Genomic DNA, 19,866 nt, shown 5'->3' with positions numbered 1-19,866 from the left:
AATGCAACTTGTCTGCGCCGACAGAAAACAGAACTTGGAGGGGCCGTGAGCCTGGAAAAAGAACCGAAATCAGTAATCCGGCCGACCGATGATCAAGCCAGAAGATTGGCTAAGGAGTTGATCAGAACCGCGAGGTTTGGTGCTTTGGCGGTGCTCGAAGCCGAAACGCGGCATCCACTTGCCAGTCGGGTTGCGGTGGCGACCGATTTGGATGGTGCACCTGTCATCCTCACCAGTACATTGTCCGGACACACGGCGGCAATTTTGGAGAACCCTTCATGTTCGCTATTGTTGGGCGAACCTGGAAAAGGCGATCCGCTCGCTCATCCGAGAATTTCTCTTTTCTGCAAGGCAGTAAAGATATCGAGAGGAAGTTCAGATCATGAGCGGTTGCGCAACCGTTACCTCTCTCGTCATCCCAAAGCCGAACTTTATGTCGATTTTGGAGACTTTTCCTTTTTCAGGTTGGAGCTCTCCAGGGCCAGCCTGAATGGAGGCTTTGGCAAGGCTTTTGAATTGGAGAAAGAGGACTTGTTGGCAACAGTAAGTTCGCCTGATGACTGGTCTTCAATGGAAGCTGGAGCGGTTGCGCATATGAACGCAGACCATAGGGATGCGGTGAAACTTTATGCGCAGAATTTGCTGAAGGCCGGAGAGGCCAATTGGCGGCTTGCCTGTCTGGATCCCGAAGGCGTTGATCTTGTGGCTGGAGATAAGGTTGAACGTCTCTGGTTTGCAGATCCATTGGAAGATCCGTCTGAACTGAGGCCTGCATTGGTCGCTCTGGCTTTGCAGGCGCGCAACACCTGAACACAATTCAAACGACGTCTCGTCGAAACTCCAGGTTGAGCTTGCTTGTCATTTTCGTAAGCGCTATCGAGGCTCATCTGTTTCAATTTGGACGTTTGTTTTGCCAACACTCTGACCGGTCATCGATCCCGCCATGCATTCGCTCGAATGCGTCATGAACTTTGTTCGTCCTGGCGGCGGATCGGGGCCGGTGTGGCTTGGCCATGCGCATCTGATCCTGTTTCGGTTCACTGCATACATTTCGAAAAAGCTTCCAGCCAGACTGAGTGCCGATAGCTGACGCTGTCCGGCCGTCCCGACTGCCTGTGACGGACTTCCCGTGCGAGGAAGACCCACGGAATGTCGTCTATATTGAACATGGAATGGTCCGTTGTCCGTTCTCAGACACCTAGAATAAAGCGTCCCTGCCAACGATGCGGGTTTGTGCAACCTTTTGGTTCGACGGGCAAATTCCGGTTGAACGCGAATGGAAGCCAGCTTGACGCCTGGCTGATCTATCGTTGCGATGTCTGTGGAAGCAGATGGAACAGGGCCATTTTTGAACGTCGAGCCGTGAGCAGCCTTTCGGCAGAACTCATCGAAGCCTTGCAGCGGAACGATGAGGGAGTGGCGAGCACCTTCGCCTGCAACACCAAAGGGAGAGGCGGAGGCAAGGGGGGCACTGATTTCAGCCTGAAACGACGAATGGTTGCCAGCGATTGTGCAGATGCCTGCACTGTGGCACTGACAATCCTGAATTCGGATCACGTCCAGGTTCGTCTGGATAAGGTCCTTGCAAAAGGGCTTGGTCTCTCGCGCAACCGCGTTCTGCTCCTGGTGGAGCAAGGATCGCTGAGATTTCCCATGAACAATGTGAAGATCTTGAAGAGACGGGTTCCCGACAAGATCTGTATCGAACTTTTCATTGGTCCGGCAAGCGACAGATCGGTCTTTTGGAATTATCTGGTCTGCATGAATTAACCGCAGGAGCGGGAGTTAGAAACCGGATGGCTCCAGATCCCCGTGTCCGCGTTGCGGACACGGGGCAGCGGTCAGTCGTTTTGGCAGGTGTTCCGGAGAGCGTGGCGAGCAGTTGTCAAGCTGCGCGCAGGTGACCGAGAAAATCGCCCAACCCGTCGCGAATTGTCGTTATCTGGGAGGAGATGTTCTGAATGCCTCCCACGACTTCCTGCACCCTGTCGCCGGATACCTGCGCTGCCTGGTTCACTTCGGAGATATTGAAGGTAATGTCGGCACTGCCTTGCGCGACCTGATGCGCGTTTTTGGCTATTTCTGACGTAACTGCGTTTTGCTCTTCAATCGCAGAGGCAATTCCGGAAATCTGTTCGCGAATTTCCATCATGGCTTTGACAACCGTGGTAATTGCATCAGAACAGGTTGCCGCCCCGGACTGGACACCGCTCAGCTGTGAACCAATCTGATCGGTTGCCTGTCCGGTTTGCGTGGCAAGCGCCTTTACTTCAGAAGCCACGACGGCAAATCCCTTGCCTGCTTCGCCAGCTCTCGCTGCTTCGATAGTTGCGTTCAAGGCCAGCAGATTGGTCTGGGCAGCAATGTCGCTGATCAGTTTCAGGACATCCGTGATCTCCTCTGCCGATGTAGACAGTTTTCCGACTGTCTCTCCGGAAACTTCAGCCTGTTCAGATGTACGAGAGGTGGAGGAATTCGCGAGTGTAATCTGGCGGCTGATTTCGTGAATTGAACTCGCCAGTTCCTCAGACGCGGATGCAACAGATTGGACCGATGCTGTGGCCTGTTCGGCTGCAGCGGCAACCGTGTTGGACCTTTCAATGGTCTCATGACTGTTGCGCGCCAATTCGTCGGCACCGGACGCAAGTTCACTCAATGCAGAAACCGCTGTGTCGCAGCTGGTCATCAGGAGCCTTTCAAGCTCGTCGGCCAACCGCAATCTTGTATCGCGACGATCCGCTTCTGCCTGCATTTCTTCTTCGCGAGCCTGTTCCTGCAGGCGCTTCATCTCGATCGTGTTTTCACGGAAGGTTTCGAATGCGCTTGCCACCTGACCGATTTCGTCATTCGTGCGTACATTGACTTCCACATCCGTGTTGCCTCTAGCGAGCTCCAGAAGGCCTGCGGTGACCTGGTGCAAGGGACGGGAAATCAGATATCTGGCGAAAAGGACTGAGCCGACAAGGCACAAAATCAAAGTCAGCGCCGCGGTGATCGCGATTTGCTGAAAGGCCTGTTTCTCATGTTCTTCTGCAGATGACGCAGCTGTTTGCGTAAAACGCTCGATCTCGGTGAGTAGCGACACCAGTTCATTGTCGAGGCGAGTTTGTTCCTTTTCCAACTCAACGAGAAGGGTGCTCGCATCAGAGAGGTTGTTCTGTTCGATCTTCGCCAAGATACCAGCTATTTCTGCAGAATAGGTTTGGTACTCGTTCTCGATGCGTTTGAGCTGTGTGAGCGTTTGGGAAAACTCGTCCTTTTGCGTATCGGATGCCGACTTTTCCAGCGCCGAGAGGGCGAGTGCTTCCGCTTTCAGAATTTCATCGGAAACCTGTTCGTTCAGAGCGGCCAAAGTGGATTTCAAGGCAGCGGTTGATTCAGCATCTTCGCCGGAGGTCAGGCCGGATACGCGCATGATCCGTTCAATCACCGCTGCCTGCTGTAGTTGATGATTGGCAACCTGACTGATTGCTTGCGTGAGTGGAATATCCTTTTCCGCAATGTTTTGAAGTTCCTTCCCGATCATTCCCATCTGAACGATGGCAACTGCGGCCACAACAAGCAGGCCAAGACTGAGGAAAGCAACCAATGCTAGAATTTTTGCCGCAACCGAAGTTGCAATGGGATTTGATGCAAACATTTCTCAAAAGCCCGAGTTTCTCAGCGCCATAGGCAGCGCCAGAGTTGAGGTTGTGTCAGTTTAGGCGGACTCAGATTGAAAAAACGGTAAACTTTGTCCCGGAGAGAAAGAATAATTCTCGTATAGGTAGAAGTGACGATGTGTATATCTGCAGCGAAATAACAAAAAACGGCCACCCAATCAGATGGCCGTTCTTTTTCTTCGATCTACCGAGTATTTGGATCAGGCGTGGCCCCAACCACCCGCCGTGGGCGTGATGACGGTGACCGCTTCTCCTGCCTCAAGAACCGTCTGATCACAGCCCTCCAGTTGTTGGATCTCGCCATTCAGCCGCCGAACTTCGGTGCGGCCGAGTTCACCGTCGCTGCCACCGTCCAATCCTTTCGGCGGAACAGTACGGTGAGATGCCAGGATCGCGCAGTCCATTTTCTCAAGGAAACGCAAGGTCCGCCTGGTGCCGTCACCCGCTGACCACTTGCCTTTGCCACCGGACCCCTTGCGGATATGGAAATCCTCCAGGAGAACCGGGAAACGGAACTCCAATACTTCTGGGTCGGTTAGCCGGGAGTTGGTCATGTGGGTATGGACACCATCCGTACCATTGAAGCCAGGCCCTGCCGGCGAGCCGGAACAGATGGTTTCATAGTACTGATATGTGTTGTTGCCAAATGTCAGGTTGTTCATCGTTCCCTGAGCATTGGCCATGGCACCAAGAGCTGCGAAGACGGCATTGGTGACATGCTGGGACGTTTCCACGTTACCCGCCACGACCGCAGCCGGATAGGAAGGCCGCAACATGCAGTCATCCGGAATGATGATGTTGATCGGTTTGAGACAGCCGGCGTTCATCGGAATGTCGCCGTCTACCATCACCCGGAAGCAATAAAGGATTGCCGCACGGGTCACAGGTTCCGGCGCATTGAAGTTGTTTGGCTTGACGCCGGAGGTCCCGGTAAAGTCGACTGTTGCCTCGCGCTTTGATTTGTCGACGGTAATCTTGACCTTGATCACGGAGCCCTGGTCAGTCGGATACTCGTATTCGGAGTCCTTCAGCGCTTCGATCACGCGGCGAACGCTTTCTTCCGCGTTGTCCTGGACGTGCCCCATATAGGCCTGGACCACGTCCAGTCCGAAGTGGGTGACCATCTTCCGAAGTTCCTGGATACCCTTTTCGTTTGCGGCGATCTGTGCAGACAAATCGGCGACGTTCTGATGCGGGTTGCGGGCGGGGTAGGGATGGTTGGTCAGAAGCTCAACCAGTTCCTGTTCGCAGAAACGTCCTTCGTCGACGATCTTGAAGTTGTCGAACAGAACACCTTCCTCGTCCACGTTGGTCGCGCGCGGCGTCATGGAGCCTGGGGCGGAGCCGCCAACATCAGCATGGTGGCCACGGGACGCCGACCAGAAAAGGATCTCCTTGCCTTCGTCATCGAAGACCGGCGACACAACTGTGATATCCGGTAAGTGCGTGCCACCGTTGTACGGGGCGTTCAATGCAAACACGTCGCCCGGCTTGATCTTGCCCTTGTTGAGCTTGATGACCGTTTCCACCGAACGGTCCATGGACCCCAGATGAACCGGCATGTGTGGTGCGTTGGCAACCAGGGCACCGTCTGCGTCGAAGACGGCACAAGAGAAATCAAGACGTTCCTTGATGTTGACCGAGTATGCGGTGTTCTGAAGGGTGACCCCCATCTGTTCCGCAATAGACATGAACAGGTTGTTGAACACTTCGAGCATGACCGGGTCGGCGTGCGTTCCGATGGCTTCTGCGCGTTTCAACGGCACGATACGCTTCAGGATCACGTGATCCTTTGAATTGATCTCTGCCTGCCAGCCGTCTTCAACCGCGATCGTGGCATGTGGTTCGATGATCACCGCAGGTCCGGTCACCTTCATGCCCGGTTTCAGCACGTCGCGTTTGAAGATACCGGCCTTGTGCCAGGTGCCTTCGGAGTAAATGCTTGTGGAGGTTGCCGGGGAGGGCGTCCCTGTGGCCAATGTCAGATCCGGCTCGGTGAGACCGGCGCCGCCACCGGCCGTTTCGACTTCCAGGGCTTCAACGACGACCGGCTTTTTCTCATAGGCAAAGCCGAACTGTTTCTTGTGTGCATCCTCAAAGGCTGCTCGCATTTCAGAGACGGACCCGAGGGGGACCGGTAGCGGCGTGTCCGTGCCGTCGTAACGCAAATGCGCGGTTGCGGTCGTGCGGCGCGCGGCGGCAGTGATCGACTGCCTGTCGAGTTCTGCTTCCGTCTGGCTGGCAAGCTGATCACGAAGCGCCTGCAGTTCAGGGATCAAGTCGTCCGTAAGTGTCTTGACGACGGCCTGTTGCCGGTCTGCGCGGATATCGGCCAGTCCCATGCCGTATGCCGACAGGATGCCCGAGAACGGGTGCAGAATGACGGTCTTCATGCCGAGACTGTCAGCAACGCGGCAGCCGGTTTGGCCACCAGCGCCACCGAAGCAGGTCAACGCGTATTCGGTCACGTCGTAGCCGCGTTGGACCGAAATCTTCTTGATGGCATTGGCCATGTTCTCAACGGCGATTTTCAAGAAGCCGTCTGCAACATCTTCCGGGGTGCGTCCATCGCCAATGCGCACAGCCAGATCCGTGAAACGTTTGCGAACTACATCGCCGTCAAGCGGCTGATCCTGGTCCGGGCCAAAGATCTTCGGAAAGAATTCCGGTGCCAGTTTGCCTGTCATCAGGTTGGCGTCTGTAACGGTGAGAGGCCCGCCACGTCGGTAGCAGGCCGGACCCGGATTTGCACCGGCTGAATCGGGACCCACCTGAAAGCGGCCGTCGGCATAATGAAGGATCGAACCGCCGCCGGCTGCAACCGTATGGATCATCATCATCGGAGCGCGCATGCGCACACCGGCGACTTCCGTTTCGAATGCGCGTTCGTAGTCGCCGTCGTAGTGGCAGACGTCTGTCGACGTGCCGCCCATGTCAAAACCGATGATCTTTTCGAAACCGGCCATGCGTGAGGTTTCGACTGCGCCGACAACACCTCCGGCCGGGCCGGACAGGATCGCGTCCTTGCCCTGGAAGAGGTCTGCAGCGGTCAGACCTCCGGAAGACTGCATGAACATCAGCCGAGGACCTTCGCCCAGTTCTTCCTGTACCTGGTTCACATAGCGGCGCAGGATGGGTGACAGATAGGCGTCGACCACAGTGGTGTCGCCGCGTCCCACCAGCTTCATCAGCGGTGACACTTCATGGGACACAGAGATCTGCGGGAAGCCTATGTCTTCAGCAATCTTTTTGAGAAGTTGTTCATGGGCCGGATAGGCGTAAGCGTGCATCAGCACGATTGCGATGGAGCGAATGCCGTCATCCCATGCGGCCTGCATTGCACTACGGGCCTGTCCTTCGTCCAGCGCGAGTTCCAGTTCGCCATCGGCGCGGACACGTTCGATGATCTCGTGGACGCTCTCATAGAGTAGCTCAGGCTTTATGATTTCCTTGGCAAAAATATGCGGTCGCGCCTGGTAGCCGATCTCGAGTGCATCCCGAAAGCCTTTCGTGATGAACAGAGCTGTTCGCTCACCCTTGCGCTCCAGAAGTGCATTGGTGGCAACGGTCGTGCCCATCTTTACGGTCGCGATCTTGTCCGAGGGAATAGTCGCGCCTTTTTCCACACCAAGCAATTCCCGGATGCCTTGAATGGCGGCATCGCGATAGGCTTCCGGATTTTCGGAGAGCACCTTGTGCGGATGCAGCGTGCCGTCCGGTGACCTGCCGACGATGTCGGTAAAGGTGCCGCCACGGTCGATCCAGAAATCCCACTTGGCTGTCATGATCTTCCCTCTGATGCTGCCGGCTTTAAGGAACACGCGATTCCATGCCGATAATTAGCGTTTTGATAGCAAGTGAATTTATGCTGACATTTTATCGATAAAATGTCGATGAAAAAATCTGAATGGGTTGTTATTTGATCTTTTTATCGCTTGCGGTACCCCCATATGACCTTGTGGTAAAAGGGAAAACTGAAAGCAGGAGATGTCGGAAAACGATAAATCAGAAGAACGGGATCCGTTTCTGCTGCGTCTGGCGGAGGCTGTCGACTTCACAATCAGTATACTGACAGCAGACCTCTGGTTCGTTGGCATCTTCCTGCTTGTCGCCCTGCTTCTCGGCGTTTCCCTGCTTGGGCTTTTGCTGGAAGTTGCAATTGGTGCAGGGGTACTTGCGGCTGTTGCTGTCTGTTTCTGGTTGTTTTGCGACTTGCATCCAGGCGGGTGAGATTATTCGACAGGGCCTCGCTCCAAAAGTGTCAGGCCACTGGCTCCCCAGCCAAAGCGCCTGGCTGCCGGAGTGCCTTCCCGCGGGGCAAAGGCTTCTTGCGCTTTGCTTAGTTCCTCACTGCTTGTGTGGACGATCAATAGCCATCGGGCATCAGCGGTGCCCTTGTTTATTTCGGCAATTGTATCAACTGGCGTGAAGGTGTTGGGGTCGCGCAGGTAATAAGACAGGGCCGGTGCGGCAAATCCCTTGAACAGCAAGAGATGATCGCCATCGGCTTTCTGTTCCAGATAGTCCCGTGCGATCAGGCGCCATTCGGGGCGTATTCTCTCCAGCAGCGTGAATTTCAATTCGGGGAAACTCAACCATATCGCGGCAGCAAACAATGCGATCGGTGCAACCTGTGGCGCCAGGCGCTGGGCTGTTACCGAGGCGAGCAGGACAAGCCCTGGCCATGCCGCGATCAGGTATCGATCAAAAAGGATCGGCTGCACGCTTATGGAATAGAGATAGGCCAAAAGCGGTGGCCCAACGGTGTAGGCAAAGCAAACGAGGATTGCGTCCGCACTTTGCGGTTTGCCGAAGTACCTGCCTGGCAGGTGAACGACGGTCAGGAGACTGGCGACAGCCAAACCTGCCAGCACCCAGAACAATGGCAGCGACCCGGCTATGCTGAAAGCGATGTTGATGAGAAACGTCGGATCAGGATAAGCAATCCAGAAGCCTTCTTCGGCTACCGACCTTGCTCGCATCGCCAGGATGATCAACCAAGGTAAAAAGGCAAGCGCGCTCGCTGCCATTGCAAGGCAGACAAGAACCGCATTGGTGAGACTGATGCGGCCGGATTTCAAAATGCTGGTCAATGCCAGGATGCCGCAGACCACACCAACGGATGCGAAGCCCAGAAGGGCGTAGATGTGACTGTAGAGGAACAGGGCTCCAGCCACTCCAAGCGCCACCAGCCGCCAGGCCGATGGCCTTTCAAGGTTTTTCAGAACCAGAAGCAGAAAGGCGAGCCCGCATGTTGCCAGCAGGGCATACATGCGGGCTTCTGTCGAATACCAGATGTGGAACGGTGAGACGGTCAGGAGAGCGGCAGCAAGCAGGCCAGTGGTGTTTCCGGCCAGCGTCTTGCCAGTCAGATAGATTAGCCAGACGGCAAGAACGCCCAACAGCACGGATGGCAAGCGCAATGCTGTTTCACTGTCACCTGCCAAGGGCATCGTCAGCCAGAGCAAAATATTATGCAGCGGCGGATAATTGTCAGCTGCAACGGCGGTCAACAGCTCGGCGATGGTTCCCTTGGACTGGCTCCAGCTGACGGCTTCATCGTACCAAAGGCTCGTCCTGTCCAGGTTCTGAAAGCGTAGCAAGGCCGCCACTGCCAAAATGAGCGCCAAAATCAGGCGGTTGGCGCTGTTGCCATTCAAGAGGCGTTGGTTGGTGTTTGGCACGAATTCAGGTTTCCAGGTTGTCTGGCCGGAACGCTAGCCAATCCTTTTCGCGGAGGGAAGGACGCTTTGGTTTTGAAGATGACAATCACAATTTATCGATAAATTGTTGATGTTGACGGTTTTTGAGTCTAGTGTTTGTGAAGATGTGCTCCACAAGGTGTTCGAAGAATGCACCTCGAGCAGCATCCCGACGGGTAATCCCCGCTTCCTAGAGGAGAAAATCATGCTGCAATCTCGTTCCCTGACACGTGCCGGAATCCATCTGGCTGCTGCCGCCGCATTCGGCCTTGCGGGTTTCACCGCTGCTTCCGCTGAGACCAAGTGGGACATGCCGACACCTTATGGTGACAGCAACTTTCACACACAGAACATTGCCGCCTTCGCTGAAGAAGTGAAGGAAAAGACTGACGGCTCGCTGGTCATCCAGATCCACTCTGCGGGATCGCTGTTCAAACATCCGGAAATCAAGAACTCGGTCCGCAAGGGGCTTGCCCCGATCGGCGAAATTCTGGTGTCCCGCCTTTCCAACGAAGACGCGGTCTTCGGAGTGGATTCCGTACCTTTCCTGGCTCCGTCCTATGATCAGGCCTGGAAGCTTTACCAGGCGTCGAAGCCTGCACTGGAAGAAAAGCTCGGCGAGCAGGGACTGCAGCTGCTGTATGCCGTGCCGTGGCCGCCCCAGGGTATCTACGCCAAAAAGGAAATCACCAAGGGTGATGATCTCAAGGGTTTGAAGTTCCGTGCCTACAACACAGCAACTGAGCGCCTGGCCCAGCTGGCTGGCGCCGTGCCGACGCAGGTTGAAGTGCCGGATATTCCGACCGCCTTTTCCACCGGTCGTGTCGAAGCCATGATCACGTCACCGTCCACCGGTGCGAATTCCAAGGCCTGGGACTTCCTGAGCCACTATCATGACACCCAGGCCTGGCTGCCGAAAAACATGGTGTTCGTCAACAAGGGTGCTTTCGACGCCCTGAGCGACGACGAAAAGGCAGCTGTCCTTGAAGCCGCCGATGTTGCTGAGAAGCGCGGCTGGGAAGCTTCCAAGGTAGAAACCAAGACGCAGACCCAGGTACTGGTCGACAACGGCATCACTGTCGTTCAGCCGAGCAGCCAGCTGATCCAGGATCTCGCAGCAATTGGCGAGACGATGGCTGCCGAATGGCAAGAGGAAGCCGGTGAAACCGGCCAAGCCGTTCTCGAAGCCTATAAAAACTAAACAGCTAAAGAAGCGCCGGACCTAACAAGTCCGGCGTTTTTTTAATATCAGCTGCACATCCGGTAGGGGAAGCCGATGCGAAAGGCTTTGAATACGCTTTATCAAGCGTCAACGGCTATGGCTGCGTGTTGTCTCGTTGTCATTGCCAGTCTCGTTGTTCTTCAGGTGTTTGGACGCATATTCGACTGGTCTCGAACGGTCTTTGGTCTTGAGCCACTCGGGCTGCAGGTTCCTTCACTTGCTGAAATTGCAGGTTTTCTGCTGGTAGGGGCGTCCTTTCTTGCCCTATCCGGGACGCTGCGCAACGGTGATCACATCAGGGTCGCGATCCTGCTGCAGTCCGTGCCCAAAGTCGGGGCGCGTATCCTGAATGTCTGGGCGGTTGCGGTGGCTCTTGCGCTGGCGGCATTCTTTACGTGGAACGCCGGACAGCTTGCGCTCGACAGCTTCAAATTCAACGAAACCTCCTACGGCGTCATTCCGATCCCGCTCGTCTTTCCGCAGTCGGTGATGACTTTCGGACTGCTGGTATTCTCAATCGCTTTGCTGGACGACCTGATCATGGCGCTCACTGGCAAGGCGCCGAGTTTTGAATCGGTCGTGAAGGCCGATCCGATAGAGGGGAAAGAATAATGGATCTCTCCCTTGTCGCCCTCCTGCTCGGCATTGGAATGCTGGCGGCGCTTGCAACCGGTATCTGGGTAGCCGTTGCGCTGTTTGCCGTCGCGCTTGCTGCAATGATGGTTCTTGTATCTGCGCCTGCCGGTCCCGTTCTGGCAACGACGGTTTGGGGGGCATCGAACTCCTGGGATCTGACGGCGCTGCCCATGTTCATCTGGATGGGTGAAATCCTGTTCCGATCTCGTCTGTCGGAGGACATGTTCGCCGGTCTTTCGCCCTGGATGCGCAATCTGCCGGGCCGGCTGCTGCATGTGAACATTCTCGGGTGCGGTATCTTTGCCGCCGTGTCGGGTTCTTCTGCCGCTACCACCGCCACCATCGGTCGTATGTCTCTGCCCGAACTGAAGCAGCGTGGGTATGACGAACGCATGGCGATCGGCACACTGGCAGGATCGGGCACACTGGGCCTGCTCATTCCGCCATCGATCATCCTGATTGTTTATGGCGCTGCGACCGAGCAGTCGATTGCCCGGTTGTTCATGGCAGGCGTTCTGCCAGGCGCAATGCTTTGCCTCCTGTTCATGGGCTATGTCGCGATCTGGGCACTGCTGAACAAGGACAAGATGCCTGCGAAGGAGGAAGTCATTCCCTTCATCGAGCGACTTCTTGCAACGCGCAGGCTGTTTCCGGTGATCGGTCTGATCGTGGGTGTGATCGGCTCGATCTATGCGGGTCTTGCTTCGCCCACAGAGGCGGCGGCCATCGGCGTCATGCTGGCCTTGCTTCTGTCCTGGGTAAGCGGAACGTTGAACCGCAAGAGCTTCGCTGAAGCGTTGATGGGCGCAACGCGGACATCCTGCATGATCGCGTTCATTCTGGCCGGAGCAGCATTCCTGACCGTTGCCATGGGGTACACCGGCATCCCGCGTGAGTTGGCTGCCTGGATCGGCTCGCTGAACCTGTCACCCTACGCGCTCCTGATTGCCCTGACGCTGTTCTTCGTGGTGCTCGGGTGTTTTCTGGATGGCATTTCGGTGGTGGTTCTGACGACCTCCGTGATCCTTCCTATGGTGGAGCAGGCTGGCCTCGATCTCATCTGGTTCGGTATTTACCTGGTGCTGGTTGTCGAAATGAGCCAGATCACGCCACCTGTCGGGTTCAATCTGTTCGTGCTGCAAGGCATGACCGGGTACAACATCTTCAAGGTTGCCCGCATGGCCTTGCCGTTCTTCCTGTTGATGATCCTGGCAATCGTCTTGATTGTGGCCTTTCCGGGCTTGGCTCTTTGGTTGCCGCAGACGATGTTGAGCAACTAGTGCATTTCTTCCCGTGAACGAACAGGGGCGGATGTACGCACACCTTTGAAACGATCAGAAAAGGGCCTTCGACCGGTTTCGGTTGGAGGCCCGCTGAAAAACCAAAATGTGCCGGAGATCAGATGTGACGGATAATCCCGACTCCAGAAGCGATGCCCCCATCGGGCCTGTTGTCTCTGCAGCGCATCTTGCCTCCGGTGCAATGCCTGCGCTTTCGGAGATCGAATTCGCGGTGACCATGATGGTCAATGCCTATCACCGATGGATGGTACGCTGTATGGCGGCCAGCGGGTCGCAGGGACTTGGACCTCTGGATGTGCTTGTGCTTCATTCGGTCAATCACCGTGGCCGAGCCAAGACACTGTCAGACATCTGTCTTGTGCTGAACATCGAAGACACTCACACGGTTACCTATGCGCTGAAGAAGCTTGAAAAGGCTGGCCTCATTTCATCTGGCCGTCGGGGCAAGGAAAAGACCGCCGAAATCACGAAATCAGGCGAAACTGCCTGCCTTGAGTACCGGCGTCTGCGCGAGGCTCTCCTGGTCAAGCCAATGAAAGCGCTGGGCCTCGACGAAAACGAACTCTCCAAACTTGCCGCTACATTGCGACTGGTGTCCGGCAACTACGATCAGGCCGCTCGCGCCGCTGCAGCCATGTGATATCGCACACAGGGGAATGTTCGCGTTCATTTGTTGAATATTCCAAAATTTCTTGTAGTATCGAATTATGAAAGATCAGGAAGCAGTCTCTGCGTTGGGCGCCTTGGCACAGGAAGATCGGCTGGCGGCGTTTCGGTTGCTGATGACGGTCGGGCCAGATGGCTTGCCGTCCGGCTCGGTTGCCGAGCGACTGGACATACAGCCAACCAGGATGTCGTTTCATCTGACCACGTTGGAACGGGCCGGGCTGCTGACGACCCGCCGGGAGGGCAGGCATATTCTTTATGCTGTCGACTATGACCGCATGCGGAACCTTCTGGGTTTTCTGATGGAAGACTGCTGCGGCAACGATCCCGCTGTCTGCTGTTTTCCGGCAGCAGATTTTAAGAAACCTTCGGGACTTTGACAGGACGATACCTCACATGAGCATGACGATTTATCACAACCCGAAATGCGGCACGTCCCGCAACACGCTGGAAATGATCCGTAAATCCGGCGTTGAGCCGCAGGTTATCGAATATCTGAAAACGCCGCCGAGCCGCGAAGAACTCGTTGACCTGATCAAGCGCACCGGTCTTCCGGTGCGGGACATCCTTCGCCAGAAGGGAACGCCCTATGATGAATTGGGTCTCGGTGAGGACAAGTGGACGGACGACCAACTGATCGATTTCATGATGGAACACCCGATCCTGATCAACAGGCCGATCGTGGTGTCGGAAAAAGGCGTCCGCCTGTGCCGTCCGTCCGAGAAGGTGCTGGACCTGTTGCCAAAGGATATCGGGTCTTTCACCAAGGAAGACGGCGAAGTGGTTTCGTCCGGAGCGCCAGATGCCTGAGCCGAAAAGTTCGCATGCAGACTTGAAGAACGTGACGGCGGCAGACTTTCAGGAAATCGACCGGGAGAAGTTGCAGGTTCCAACGGGGCCGTCGCATCCACCGCGGATATTGCTGCTCTACGGTTCCCTGCGCGAGCGGTCCTACAGCCGCTTCCTCGTGCACGAAGCACAAAGGCTGCTGCAGGCTTATGGTGCGGAGACCCGGATCTATGATCCATCAGGTCTGCCGCTTCCCGATGACAGCGGTGCCGATCATCCCAAAGTCACCGAACTGAGAAATCTATGTGCCTGGTCCGAAGGACAGGTCTGGTGCTCTCCCGAACGCCATGGTGCAATGACCGGTGTACTCAAGTCGCAGATTGACTGGATCCCGCTGAGTTTTGGCGCAATCCGGCCGACACAGGGCAAGACACTGGCCTTGATGCAGGTTTCGGGAGGTTCGCAGTCTTTCAATGCAGTCAACCAGATGCGTGTCCTCGGCCGCTGGATGCGGATGGTTACCATCCCCAATCAGTCGTCGGTGCCCAAGGCCTACCAGGAATTTGACGACGATGGTCGGATGAAACCATCGGCCCTTTACGACCGGGTGGTCGATGTCATGGAAGAGCTCGTCAAGTTCACGCTGCTGGTTCGTGGCCGATCGGACTATCTCGTCGATCGTTACTCCGAACGCAAGGCAGACCGCGAACGGCAGTCGGCCGCTCAGGATGCCGCGGCCGGGGTCAGCCTCTGAAAACCTGCTATCGCGGTTTTCAGCCTGCAGTCTGCAAGGGGACCTGCTCAATCTGCGGCGTCGGGTCTTCGCTGTTCCCACCAGTTGTCTGTTGCGGGGCAGCGGGCCTCACGCTCTTGGCAAGTTTGGGAGCAAGGCGAATGCGCGGCGGCACCTGGGCCGACGTCGCTTGTTGCTGCATTCGGGGGAACCAGCGTCTACCGGCAGGGCTGAGTGGAAACACCGGATACGCGGCCTCATGTTTTGCAACTGTATCAGGCTTGCCAAACAGGAAACCCTGGACGAGATCGCATCCGGCCGCGCTCAGCAGAATGGCCTGTTCCTCGGTTTCGACACCTTCCGCGGTAATCGTAACATCCAACGAGCGGCCGAGGCCCACGATCGACGTCACGATGGCGTCGGTACTGGCATCCTTGCCGAGGTTCTGGATGAAGGCCTTGTCGATCTTGATCTTGTCAAAGGGAAACAGGCTCAGGTAGCTCAGGGATGAATAGCCGGTTCCGAAATCGTCCATGGCGATAGAAACACCCATGTCGCGGATCTGCTGAAGTGTCTCGATGACTGCGTCCGTGTTCGAAATCAGCAGGCTCTCGGTGATTTCAATTTCAAGCCGCTTGGGGTCTAGACGGGAATTCTGAAGCGCCTGGGCAACGCGTTTCTGGGTTTCGCCGGCAATGAACTGAGCGGGAGAAACATTGACTGCGACCTTGCGCGAGCGGTCCTGCCATACCGCTGCTTCGCGGCAGGCGTGGTTGAGGACCCATGTTCCGATTTCCTCGATAAGGCCCGTGTCTTCTGCTATCGGGATGAAATCGTCCGGCCGGATGATACCCTTGGTGGGATGGTCCCAGCGGATCAGCGCCTCATAGCCTTTCAGTGTTCCGTCCTTCAGCGCATATTGCGGCTGATAGAGCAACTTGAACTGGTTGAACTTGAGCGCTTTGGCGAGTCCTTCTTCCACTTCCTTGCGTTTCTGCGCCTCTGCATCAAGGCTTTGTGTGTACCACGAGAAGGTGGAGCGCCCGCTGTGTTTGGCCCGATATAGAGCAAGGTCCGCGCAATGAAGCAAACGAGAGGAGCGCCAGGAGCCGTCGGTTGCCCTTGCTAGACCAATGGACAGCGAAATCCTGATGTCCTTGCCGTCGATCGTGCAGGGAGCTTCGGTTGCCGCAATCATGTCCGTTGCAAGTCGGGTCATGCGGGCGGGGTCGGACAAGGATGTCAGCATGACAGCAAATTCATCGCCTGAAAGGCGGGCAACCAGGTGGTTGCCGAAAACCGCCTTCAGGCGTTCCCCCACGATCTGAAGAAAAACGTCGCCGATGCCATGACCATAGGTGTCGTTGATTTCCTTGAACTTGTCGACGTCGATCAGCATGACACCGATATTGGAGGCCTTGGCCTGTGCAAGGCGCAGCGCCTCGGTCAGGCGCGCGTTGAAGACGGCTCGGTTCGGCAAACCTGTCAGCGTGTCGTGATGCGCCAGATACTGAATGTCTCTGCTGGTCTGGAGCTGGTCATAGAAGCGCAACCAGAGGAGAATGCCAGCAAACATGAAGGAGGCCAGGCAAAGACCGCCAATCGCGGCACTGATCAACCAGATCAGCGGCGTGAGGCCGTTCAGGATTTCCGACTGGGTCACCAACAGCAAGAGCCCCGGAAAGTCCGGGGAGGCTCCTTCGGGACGGTAGGCAATCAGTGCATTCGCCCCAAACGTTCCGTGCCACGACATGTCCGGGATGGCAACGAGCGGGCTGTTGCCGTTCAGAGCGGCCCTGGCCTGCGAGATCGTATTGCTGGTACGAAGCCGCCCTTCACTATGCCAGTGAATTTGCATCGGTGAGGGGCGCTGGAGGCTGGATCCGGTTGGCGCAGGGAAGATCGCGACCGCGTCCAGTACCTTGGATGTGTCCAGAGCCTGGCCGGCATTGCGTTGCAATTCGCCAACCAGGTCGTTCGACCTGCGGCTGTCGGCAGAAGCCTCTTTGGTCAGCCGCAATGCGGACATGTCGGCTGCCGGTTCGGTTTCGATCCGGCTCGCCAATGCCTGCAGGATCGAGTTGAAAGTCTTTTCCTGTGGCAGGAAAGCTTGCTCAAGACCCCGGACGACCAGCCAATGCGTTAGAAGACGATTGCTCGCGTAGACACCCAGCGCCAGCGTCAGCACCAGCGACATGGAAATGAAAAAAATGACAATGTTGCTTCTTCCCAGGGGGACTGCCATCCGGCGAGGAACCATCTTGCGAACACGAGTCGCGAAAGGCTAAGCGTAATTCCTTTAACCATCATGAATCACAAGGTTGCTCAAACCCAAGGGAAACCCGCGGAAAATGGAGGGGTAGGCCTGGCTGTCCGCAATCTGCGGAGCTGCGTTGCAGTGGTCCATTCGAAGGTCGAAAACATTAGCGCTCGGGAACTCGGTGTTCGCTCGTACTGGGGCGCGACCAGCTGAAGCACCAATGGGGACAGGCGAGCGTTGATCTGGTCAAATCCGGCCCATGCCGATAAGAGTCTGCAACGCATCGATTCATGCGGTTCACGGCAAGCTTTCCTGCCTGCCTTTTCCCACCGGCCCAGCGGGAGCTGAAGTGTGAGTGTCTGGAGTAGCCTCGGCGCTATTGTAAGTTCGATCGGAACAGGAGGGGCGCAGATCGTCGACCGCCTGGTCCAGCTCGTGCTTGCGCGGCCGGAGGGGACCAACAGTGTCGGCTTCACCGTTGCGATGATTGCGCTGTCGGCCAAGATGGCCAAGGCCGATGGTGTGGTGACCACCGATGAAATTATCGCTTTCCGCGAACTTTTCGATGTACCGCCCAACGAAGAACGCAATGTCGCCCGCCTGTTCAATCTGGCGCAGGAAGACATTGCCGGCTTCGAGGTCTATGCCAAGAAACTGGCGGATCTGTTCCCATACGACCGCAAGACGCTGCTCGACATTCTGGATGGGCTTTTTCACATTGCGAAAGCTGACGGCGTCGTCCACGAAAGCGAAATAGGCTACCTTTCCAGAGTGGCGGAGGTCTTCGGGATCGATGACCGGGAGTTTTCCAGGATACTCGCCAGACATGTGCGCAATGATGGCAACCCCTACGAGGTGCTGGGTTTGGGACCGGAAGCAAGTGACGGGGAACTCAAGTCCCATTACCGCCGAGAGGTCCAGGAAACGCATCCCGACCGGCTGATCGCAAGAGGCGTTCCGGAGGAGTTCGTCAGGATTGCGAATGATCGTCTTGCGGCGCTGAACGAAGCCTGGGCGAAGATCTGCGCGGAAAGAGGCATATGAGCGTTGCGACTGATACCGGTGTGAAGGCCAGGGTCCATCCGTCTCCCAACCACGGACAGCGGGCGCAGGGAGCCCCTGTGGATATGGTCGTGCTCCATTACACCGGCATGCCGACCGGCGAAGAAGCCTTGCAGCGCCTGTGTGATCCTCGTTCGGAAGTCTCTGCCCACTATATCGTCAACGAGGATGGCAGCATCCTGCAATGCGTGCCGGAATCCCGTAGGGCCTGGCATGCGGGGCGGAGCTTCTGGAAAGGCGAGACCGACATCAATTCCCGATCGATCGGCGTCGAGATTGTCAATCCGGGGCACGAGCACGGCTATCAGCCGTTTCCGGAGCCACAGATCGAAGCCGTTGTCGCGCTCGTTGGCGATATCTGTGCCCGTCACGGGATCCATCCGTGGATGGTCCTGGCGCATTCGGATATTGCTCCTGCCCGGAAGGAGGACCCGGGTGAACTGTTCCCATGGGATCGCCTGTCAGAAGCCGGCATCGGTTTATATGTAAAACCGTTTCCACTCGGGGCGGGTCTGCTGATGCAGGAGGGCGATAGCGGCCAGCCTGTTGAAGCGGTGCAGTCGATGCTCGCACTCTACGGCTACGAGCTGGACATCACCGGGGACTTCGACTTGAAGACACGCCAGGTGGTTGCCGCGTTTCAACGCCATTTCCGACCAGAGAAGGTTGACGGTGTCGTCGATCAATCGACCATCGAAACGTTGCATGCGCTGCTGCGCAAGCTGCCTTCCCTGTCGGCCTGATCGAACGGTCGGTATGGTTTTCTTGTGCGGTTACGAGTTCGGACCAACGGAATAAACGCGCAGTCAACAAAATTAGTTCCCGCAACGCAGCATTTTTAGGCGGCTCTGCGCCACGAGTGGTCACAGAATTTCTTCTGATGGCCCATCCATTGCCGAATTGCTTGCTAATTTTGGCCACAAACTACAGAAAATGACTAAGAACAGCATTAAATTCCTGTAATTTTATGTAATAATTTGAAATAATTCGTGATGTATTAGCGCCCATTTTCGTCCAATAGCTCCGGCATTTCTCCCGCCTGATTTCAACGCAACGAAAACCAAAAGGGCTGGACTGAATGTTACGGTCATTCAAGACACTTACTGGGGCGCTGTGCCTTTTCGCCTATGCAACCACTCTTGCAGCACCGGCTGCAATGGCTAAAGGTACGGGTTCCGGGTCGGAGCCGATCCTCCATATCATCGACCCGGACAAGAAGAGCGAACCTGCCGAAGCCAAGCCGTCGGTCGGCTCTGGTTCCAAACCGATCCTGCACATCATTGAATCGAGCAAGCAGGAAACGCAGGAAAAACCTGCCAAGAAGACAAGAACTGCAAGCCTGACGCGCAAGGTGTCCCCGAAGCGGACGGCTGTTGTCAGCAACGACAAATACGCCAAGCTCATCCGTAAGGCCGCCGCCAAACATGGTGTGCCGGTCAAGATCGCCAAGGCAGTGGTCCAGGTGGAGAGCAACTTCAATCCGCGTGCACGCGGCAGCGCCGGTGAAGTCGGTCTGATGCAGATCAAGCCGGCAACCGCGCGTGGCATCGGCTACCGCGGGTCGACCAAGGCGCTCTATGACCCCGAAACCAATCTGGAATGGGGCATGAAATACCTTGCCGGCGCGCACAAGAAGGCGGGCGGCGACGTTTGTGGCACCATCTTGCGCTACAATGCCGGCCATTTCGCTAAGCGGATGAACCCGGTCAGCAAGCGCTACTGTTCCAAGGTCAAGCAGATCCTGGCCTCCAGCTAAAAGCAGCAGGGCGGTCAGCCGTGGGCAAACTGAAAACCCCGCCGGGATTTCCGGCGGGGTTTTCTTTTTGTGCACTG

17 protein-coding genes are annotated in these 19,866 nt (G+C 56.3%); 13 read left to right on the top strand and 4 right to left on the bottom strand.

Annotated features, from left to right (window positions below):
- The first annotated feature begins 45 nt into the window (after positions 1-45).
- Positions 46-810, top strand: coding sequence for a DUF2470 domain-containing protein (locus tag HCG46_RS03260; RefSeq protein WP_168684585.1), 765 nt, complete (start codon positions 46-48; stop codon positions 808-810).
- 339 nt (positions 811-1,149) lie between these two features.
- On the top strand, positions 1,150-1,770 hold the full coding sequence (locus HCG46_RS03255) for a DUF1062 domain-containing protein (protein WP_081713284.1): 621 nt from the start codon (positions 1,150-1,152) through the stop codon (positions 1,768-1,770).
- A gap of 115 nt (positions 1,771-1,885) precedes the next feature.
- On the opposite strand, the gene HCG46_RS03250 is transcribed toward HCG46_RS03255, so the two are convergent.
- The gene (locus HCG46_RS03250; protein WP_168684583.1) at positions 1,886-3,640 is read right to left on the bottom strand and encodes a methyl-accepting chemotaxis protein; all 1,755 of its coding nucleotides are present in this window, start codon (positions 3,638-3,640) and stop codon (positions 1,886-1,888) included.
- A gap of 222 nt (positions 3,641-3,862) precedes the next feature.
- Positions 3,863-7,447, bottom strand: coding sequence for a hydantoinase B/oxoprolinase family protein (locus HCG46_RS03245; RefSeq protein WP_168684581.1), 3,585 nt, complete (start codon positions 7,445-7,447; stop codon positions 3,863-3,865).
- A 202-nt stretch (positions 7,448-7,649) separates the two neighbouring features.
- Here HCG46_RS03245 and HCG46_RS03240 point away from each other — a divergent pair, with 202 nt between their 5' ends.
- Entirely contained in the window at positions 7,650-7,892 is a 243-nt protein-coding gene (locus HCG46_RS03240) for a hypothetical protein (RefSeq protein WP_168684579.1), read from the top strand.
- A gap of 2 nt (positions 7,893-7,894) precedes the next feature.
- Here HCG46_RS03240 and HCG46_RS03235 read toward each other — a convergent pair whose 3' ends face one another.
- Positions 7,895-9,346: a glycosyltransferase family 39 protein gene (locus HCG46_RS03235; RefSeq protein ID WP_168684577.1), complete on the bottom strand. Its 1,452-nt coding sequence runs from the start codon at positions 9,344-9,346 to the stop codon at positions 7,895-7,897.
- A gap of 223 nt (positions 9,347-9,569) precedes the next feature.
- Between HCG46_RS03235 and HCG46_RS03230 the strand changes: the two genes are divergently transcribed.
- The 7 genes from HCG46_RS03230 to arsH all read left to right on the top strand — a co-directional run bounded on the left by HCG46_RS03230 (position 9,570) and on the right by arsH (position 14,732).
- On the top strand, positions 9,570-10,565 hold the full coding sequence (locus HCG46_RS03230) for a TRAP transporter substrate-binding protein (RefSeq protein WP_023000463.1): 996 nt from the start codon (positions 9,570-9,572) through the stop codon (positions 10,563-10,565).
- Positions 10,566-10,640: 75 nt separating this feature from the next.
- A complete protein-coding gene (locus HCG46_RS03225) occupies positions 10,641-11,198 on the top strand; it encodes a TRAP transporter small permease (RefSeq protein WP_168684575.1) in 558 nt (185 codons plus the stop codon).
- Positions 11,198-12,502 carry a TRAP transporter large permease subunit gene (locus tag HCG46_RS03220; protein WP_055655492.1) on the top strand — a complete coding sequence of 435 codons (1,305 nt, stop codon included), beginning with the start codon at positions 11,198-11,200 and terminating at the stop codon, positions 12,500-12,502. Before HCG46_RS03225 ends, HCG46_RS03220 begins: the two co-directional genes overlap by 1 nt.
- Positions 12,503-12,608: 106 nt before the next feature.
- Positions 12,609-13,163 carry a winged helix DNA-binding protein gene (locus tag HCG46_RS03215; protein WP_152505993.1) on the top strand — a complete coding sequence of 185 codons (555 nt, stop codon included), beginning with the start codon at positions 12,609-12,611 and terminating at the stop codon, positions 13,161-13,163.
- Between the two features lie 67 nt (positions 13,164-13,230).
- Positions 13,231-13,569, top strand: coding sequence for a metalloregulator ArsR/SmtB family transcription factor (locus HCG46_RS03210; RefSeq protein ID WP_152505994.1), 339 nt, complete (start codon positions 13,231-13,233; stop codon positions 13,567-13,569).
- A 16-nt stretch (positions 13,570-13,585) separates the two neighbouring features.
- Positions 13,586-13,999 (top strand): arsenate reductase (glutaredoxin), encoded by a 414-nt coding sequence (gene arsC, locus HCG46_RS03205; RefSeq protein WP_168684573.1) that lies wholly within the window; start codon positions 13,586-13,588, stop codon positions 13,997-13,999.
- On the top strand, positions 13,992-14,732 hold the full coding sequence (gene arsH / locus HCG46_RS03200) for an arsenical resistance protein ArsH (RefSeq protein WP_187306537.1): 741 nt from the start codon (positions 13,992-13,994) through the stop codon (positions 14,730-14,732). The genes arsC and arsH overlap by 8 nt, the downstream gene beginning before the upstream one ends.
- A gap of 19 nt (positions 14,733-14,751) precedes the next feature.
- On the opposite strand, the gene HCG46_RS03195 is transcribed toward arsH, so the two are convergent.
- A complete protein-coding gene (locus tag HCG46_RS03195) occupies positions 14,752-16,956 on the bottom strand; it encodes a bifunctional diguanylate cyclase/phosphodiesterase (protein ID WP_209009294.1) in 2,205 nt (734 codons plus the stop codon).
- A gap of 366 nt (positions 16,957-17,322) precedes the next feature.
- Between HCG46_RS03195 and HCG46_RS03190 the strand changes: the two genes are divergently transcribed.
- The 3 genes from HCG46_RS03190 to HCG46_RS03180 all read left to right on the top strand — a co-directional run bounded on the left by HCG46_RS03190 (position 17,323) and on the right by HCG46_RS03180 (position 19,789).
- On the top strand, positions 17,323-18,015 hold the full coding sequence (locus HCG46_RS03190) for a DnaJ family molecular chaperone (RefSeq protein WP_023000471.1): 693 nt from the start codon (positions 17,323-17,325) through the stop codon (positions 18,013-18,015).
- Positions 18,012-18,776: an N-acetylmuramoyl-L-alanine amidase gene (locus tag HCG46_RS03185; protein ID WP_075282682.1), complete on the top strand. Its 765-nt coding sequence runs from the start codon at positions 18,012-18,014 to the stop codon at positions 18,774-18,776. The genes HCG46_RS03190 and HCG46_RS03185 overlap by 4 nt, the downstream gene beginning before the upstream one ends.
- 413 nt (positions 18,777-19,189) lie before the next feature.
- Positions 19,190-19,789 carry a lytic transglycosylase domain-containing protein gene (locus HCG46_RS03180; protein WP_023000473.1) on the top strand — a complete coding sequence of 200 codons (600 nt, stop codon included), beginning with the start codon at positions 19,190-19,192 and terminating at the stop codon, positions 19,787-19,789.
- Positions 19,790-19,866: the final 77 nt, after the last annotated feature.

Source organism: Labrenzia sp. PO1 (assembly GCF_012273635.1).
Taxonomy (GTDB): domain Bacteria; phylum Pseudomonadota; class Alphaproteobacteria; order Rhizobiales; family Stappiaceae; genus Roseibium; species Roseibium algicola.
Note: the sequence above shows the minus strand (reverse complement) of the source record. Positions and strands in the feature narration are given on the sequence as shown.

What these genes read in the sequence shown, in the direction of transcription:
- HCG46_RS03255 (WP_081713284.1), top strand. Translation starts at nt 1,150, where the DNA reads ATGTCGTCTATATTGAACATGGAATGGTCCGTTGTCCGTTCTCAGACA.
- HCG46_RS03250 (WP_168684583.1), bottom strand. Translation starts at nt 3,640, where the DNA reads ATGTTTGCATCAAATCCCATTGCAACTTCGGTTGCGGCAAAAATTCTA.
- HCG46_RS03245 (WP_168684581.1), bottom strand. Translation starts at nt 7,447, where the DNA reads ATGACAGCCAAGTGGGATTTCTGGATCGACCGTGGCGGCACCTTTACC.
- HCG46_RS03240 (WP_168684579.1), top strand. Translation starts at nt 7,650, where the DNA reads ATGTCGGAAAACGATAAATCAGAAGAACGGGATCCGTTTCTGCTGCGT.
- HCG46_RS03230 (WP_023000463.1), top strand. Translation starts at nt 9,570, where the DNA reads ATGCTGCAATCTCGTTCCCTGACACGTGCCGGAATCCATCTGGCTGCT.
- HCG46_RS03225 (WP_168684575.1), top strand. Translation starts at nt 10,641, where the DNA reads ATGCGAAAGGCTTTGAATACGCTTTATCAAGCGTCAACGGCTATGGCT.
- HCG46_RS03220 (WP_055655492.1), top strand. Translation starts at nt 11,198, where the DNA reads ATGGATCTCTCCCTTGTCGCCCTCCTGCTCGGCATTGGAATGCTGGCG.
- HCG46_RS03215 (WP_152505993.1), top strand. Translation starts at nt 12,609, where the DNA reads ATGTGCCGGAGATCAGATGTGACGGATAATCCCGACTCCAGAAGCGAT.
- HCG46_RS03210 (WP_152505994.1), top strand. Translation starts at nt 13,231, where the DNA reads ATGAAAGATCAGGAAGCAGTCTCTGCGTTGGGCGCCTTGGCACAGGAA.
- arsC (WP_168684573.1), top strand. Translation starts at nt 13,586, where the DNA reads ATGAGCATGACGATTTATCACAACCCGAAATGCGGCACGTCCCGCAAC.
- arsH (WP_187306537.1), top strand. Translation starts at nt 13,992, where the DNA reads ATGCCTGAGCCGAAAAGTTCGCATGCAGACTTGAAGAACGTGACGGCG.
- HCG46_RS03195 (WP_209009294.1), bottom strand. Translation starts at nt 16,956, where the DNA reads ATGGCAGTCCCCCTGGGAAGAAGCAACATTGTCATTTTTTTCATTTCC.
- HCG46_RS03185 (WP_075282682.1), top strand. Translation starts at nt 18,012, where the DNA reads ATGAGCGTTGCGACTGATACCGGTGTGAAGGCCAGGGTCCATCCGTCT.
- HCG46_RS03180 (WP_023000473.1), top strand. Translation starts at nt 19,190, where the DNA reads ATGGCTAAAGGTACGGGTTCCGGGTCGGAGCCGATCCTCCATATCATC.